General features: G+C 68.8%; 7 protein-coding genes. 1 reads left to right on the top strand and 6 read right to left on the bottom strand.

Annotated features, from left to right (window positions below):
- The 4 genes from Q0U08_RS18890 to Q0U08_RS18875 all read right to left on the bottom strand — a co-directional run.
- On the bottom strand, nucleotides 1-321 hold a 321-nt coding region (locus Q0U08_RS18890), incomplete at its 3' end, for a peptidogalycan biosysnthesis protein (protein WP_298093285.1).
- Nucleotides 322-384: 63 nt separating this feature from the next.
- On the bottom strand, nucleotides 385-846 hold the full coding sequence (locus Q0U08_RS18885; protein WP_298093284.1) for a RidA family protein: 462 nt from the start codon (nucleotides 844-846) through the stop codon (nucleotides 385-387).
- Between the two features lie 275 nt (nucleotides 847-1,121).
- Complete coding sequence (locus Q0U08_RS18880) at nucleotides 1,122-1,745, bottom strand: HAD family hydrolase (protein ID WP_298093283.1); 624 nt, start codon at nucleotides 1,743-1,745, stop codon at nucleotides 1,122-1,124.
- The gene (locus Q0U08_RS18875; RefSeq protein WP_298093282.1) at nucleotides 1,742-2,014 is read right to left on the bottom strand and encodes a DUF3572 domain-containing protein; all 273 of its coding nucleotides are present in this window, start codon (nucleotides 2,012-2,014) and stop codon (nucleotides 1,742-1,744) included. The genes Q0U08_RS18880 and Q0U08_RS18875 overlap by 4 nt, the downstream gene beginning before the upstream one ends.
- Nucleotides 2,015-2,052: 38 nt before the next feature.
- On the opposite strand from Q0U08_RS18875, the gene Q0U08_RS18870 reads away from it, so the two are divergent.
- Nucleotides 2,053-2,415 carry a response regulator gene (locus tag Q0U08_RS18870; protein ID WP_298093280.1) on the top strand — a complete coding sequence of 121 codons (363 nt, stop codon included), beginning with the start codon at nucleotides 2,053-2,055 and terminating at the stop codon, nucleotides 2,413-2,415.
- A 3-nt stretch (nucleotides 2,416-2,418) separates the two neighbouring features.
- On the opposite strand, the gene Q0U08_RS18865 is transcribed toward Q0U08_RS18870, so the two are convergent.
- Nucleotides 2,419-3,093, bottom strand: coding sequence for an RlmE family RNA methyltransferase (locus Q0U08_RS18865; protein ID WP_298093278.1), 675 nt, complete (start codon nucleotides 3,091-3,093; stop codon nucleotides 2,419-2,421).
- Nucleotides 3,090-3,539: Ppx/GppA phosphatase family protein (locus tag Q0U08_RS18860; RefSeq protein ID WP_367271165.1), on the bottom strand; the 450-nt coding region annotated here is incomplete at its 5' end. The genes Q0U08_RS18860 and Q0U08_RS18865, both read right to left, overlap by 4 nt.

The raw sequence follows: 3,539 nt of genomic DNA, 5'->3' as shown, positions 1-3,539 counted from the left end.
GGGGGCGGCGACCTGAAGCTTGGGGTAATAGTCTCCGCCGGCGCGCTCCCAGGCATCGGCCCAGGCATGGTCGAAGACATATTCGCCCTGGCTGTGCGCCTTGGCATAGGCGGGGGCAACCGCGGCCGGGCGGTTATCGGCGCCGTCGATGATGATGGGCAGGGGTTGCCAGCCGGTGCGGCCGCCGACGCTGCCAGATGCCTCCAGCGCGGAAAGAAAGGCATGGCCGACGAACGGGTTGGCGTTACCCGCGCACGCGTCCCAATCGGCTGCGGGAATGCTCGCCACGCCATCGGCGAGGCGCGCGGTGATCGCCGTCAAGCCGGCCGTCCTTCGCACTCGGTCATGCCACCGATATGCGAAGGGCCGTCCGGCTGTGCAAGATCAGCCGATCTGGACGATTGCGTCGACCTCGACCGCGGCGCCGAGCGGCAATACCGGCACGCCGACCGCGGAGCGGGCGTGCTTGCCGGCCTCGCCGAACACGGCGGCCATCAGTTCGGACGCGCCGTTGGCGACCTTGGGCTGGTCGGTGAAGGTGGCGGCGGAGTTCACGAACACACCCAGCTTCACGATGCGCTTGACGCGCGACAGGTCGCCGACGTGCTTTCTGATCTGTGCGAGCAGCATCAGGCCGCACAGCCGCGCAGCCTCGGTACCGTCTTCCAGCGAGACGGTCTCGCCCAGACGGCCGGTGACGAGCTGGCCGTCCTTGAACGGCAACTGGCCCGAGATGTGGAGCAGCCCACCCGCCTCGACGACGGGAACATAGGCCGCGACGGGGGCGGCGGCTTCGGGAAGGGTCAGGCCCAGTTCTTCCAGGCGGCGGTCGATATGCGTGGTCATGGGGGCGGGTTGTGGATTGGGGGCTACGTCCGGGTCAAGGTTTTGGTTCACGCGAAGACGCGAAGGCGCGAAGAAGAAGGGGGTTCGCGCGGAGGCGCGGAGGCGCGGAGAGAAGCGAGCGGCCCCGTCTCGCGTCAGCGAGAGCTTCTATCGCCCTGCTTGCCGAGCATGAGCCGCCGCTGGCGGCTCGGGAGCATACCGCACGCGCAACTCTCCGCGCCTCCGCGCCTCCGCGCGAACAAAACGTCTTCGCGCCTTCGCGTCTTCGCGTGAACTCAATCCGCTGAGCGACCCGCGGCGAATCGCTGACCGATCCACACCACCGCCTCACGCCAGTCGTCGATCCGCGCATGGGCATCCGGCGCGGGCGGTAGGTGCGACGCCATTTCCGGCTCGGAGATCATGTGCAGCCGGTGGACGCCCGGCGCATGTTTCGCGACGGAGGCGTGATGCACCGCCAGATCGTCGACGAACACGGTGACCGGGTCGCCATGTTCCGCCACCAGCCGTGCGACGGGCTCACCCTTGCCGCCGGTGTTGCACTGGACGCGGTGATTGATCCCGAAGGCCGACAATTGCGCGAGGCGCGGCGCCTGGCATTCGTCCTGCAGGTTGGTCAGGATCACGATGTCGGCCTGCTCCGCCAGCGTCGCCAGCGCCTCGGCAGCGTGCGGCACCAGCGTCTGGCGGTGCATTTCGGCCGGGAAGAAGCCGCCGAGCAACTGCCACATCTCGGCCTGGGCAGGTGGCGCGCTGCCGTCGCGACGCGTCATCGCGGTGGCGAAGTCGTGGTGGCCGACCGCGAAGTCGATGGCGTGATGCTCGCCCAGCCAGTCGCGGAAATGGCGCACCATGTGGAGCAGCACCTCGTCGCAGTCGCAGATCAGCAGCGGTTTCATCGGATCTCCAGCAGGGTCAGCGCGCGGGCCAGGGCTTCGGGCCGCACGTCCAGCGTATCGGCACAGGCGATCAGGTCGGGTTCGTGCGCGGCGAGGAAGCCGAGCACGGCGGCGAGCACCGCGCGGTCACCGGCGCGGGCGCGCAGATCGGCCGGCGTCAGGCCGGTCATCGCCAGCAGGCGTTCGGCACGCCCCTGGTCCTCAAGCGTCCAGACGAGGGCGTGGAGCGCCAGCGCCTCTGCGTCATCGATTGTGTCGGGTCCGGCCATTGCCTATCACCCCATTTTGGAAAGGACTCGAGACCCGCGTGGCAAGAAAGGTGCTCGTTGTCGAGGACAACGAACTCAATCTGAAGCTGTTCTGCGACCTGCTGCGCGCGCACGACTTCCTGGCGGAGCCGGTGCGCGACGGGCGGGAGGCCGTGGCGCGCGCGCGCGAGGTGCAGCCCGACCTGATCATCATGGATATCCAGATGCCGCACGTCACCGGCTACGACCTGATCCTGGAATTGAAGGCGGACGAGGATCTGCGCCGCATCCCGGTGATGGCCGTCACCGCCTATGCCGGCCGCGAGGACGAGGAACGCATCCGCGCGGCGGGCGCGGACGCCTATGTGTCCAAACCGATCAGCCTGGCGCGCTTCATCGATGCGGTGACAGGGCTGCTTTAGGGCTCAATCCTCGCCCCGCCGTCCCTTGAAGCCTTGCGCGACGACGAACCATTCCACCGATCCCTTGCGGCTGGACGGCGGCTTGGCGTGCTTCACGGTGGCGAAATGGCGCTTCATCTCGGCAACGAACTGCGAATCGGCGCCGCCGGCGAACACCTTGGCGACAAAGGCGCCGCCCGGTGCCAGCACGTCCTGCACGAAGGCGAAGGCGGTTTCCACCAGCGCCATTGTGCGCAGCGCGTCGGTCTGCGGGTGGCCGACGGTGTTCGCCGCCATGTCGGACAGGATCAGGTCGGGCGCGCCGCCCAGCGCCTCCATCAACCGGTCGGGCGCCGCATCGTCCATGAAGTCCATCTGGAAGATCTCGACCCCGTCGATCGGGTCGACCGGCAGCAGATCGATGCCCACCACCTTGGCATTCGGCACCTTGCGGCGCACCACCTGCGTCCAGCCGCCCGGTGCGATGCCGAGATCGATGACGCGCTTCGATCCTTTCAGCAGCCCGAACCGCTCGTCCAGCTCGATCAGCTTGTAGGCGGCGCGGCTGCGATACCCCTCCGCCTTTGCGCGGCGGACATAGGGGTCGTTCAACTGCCGCTCCAGCCAGCGGGTCGATTGCGCGGTGCGGCCGCGCGCGGTGCGCACCCGCTGGCGCAGGCCGGTGTCGCCGCGGCTCATGCGCGCGAACTCATCGGCGGGGGGCTTCCCATCAGGCGGCGCAGGATGCCCTCGCGAATGCCGCGATCGGCGATTCCCAGCCGCTCGGCCGGCCACAGGTCCATGATCGTCTCCAGAATGGCGCAGCCCGCCACCACCAGGTCGGCGCGTTCGGTGCCGATGCACGGCACCTTGGCACGCTGGCCGAGTGATTGGCGCGAAAGCTGCGCGCTGATGGTGCGCATCGCGGCGGCGGGCACGATCAACCCGTCCACCGCGGCGCGGTCATATTGATTGAGGCCCAGATGCACGCTGCCCAGCGTCGTCACCGTGCCGCTGGTACCCAGCAGCCGCGGATTGCGCAGGTTGCGCGGCAGGCGGCTGGCGAAGCCGGCGAAACTGTCCGCCACCAGCGCCCGCATCCGCGCATAGGCGGCCAGTCGCCCATCCTCCCCCTCGCCACCGCC

This window comes from uncultured Sphingomonas sp. (assembly GCF_946477935.1).
Taxonomy (GTDB): Bacteria; Pseudomonadota; Alphaproteobacteria; order Sphingomonadales; family Sphingomonadaceae; genus Sphingomonas.
Note: the sequence above shows the minus strand (reverse complement) of the source record. Positions and strands in the feature narration are given on the sequence as shown.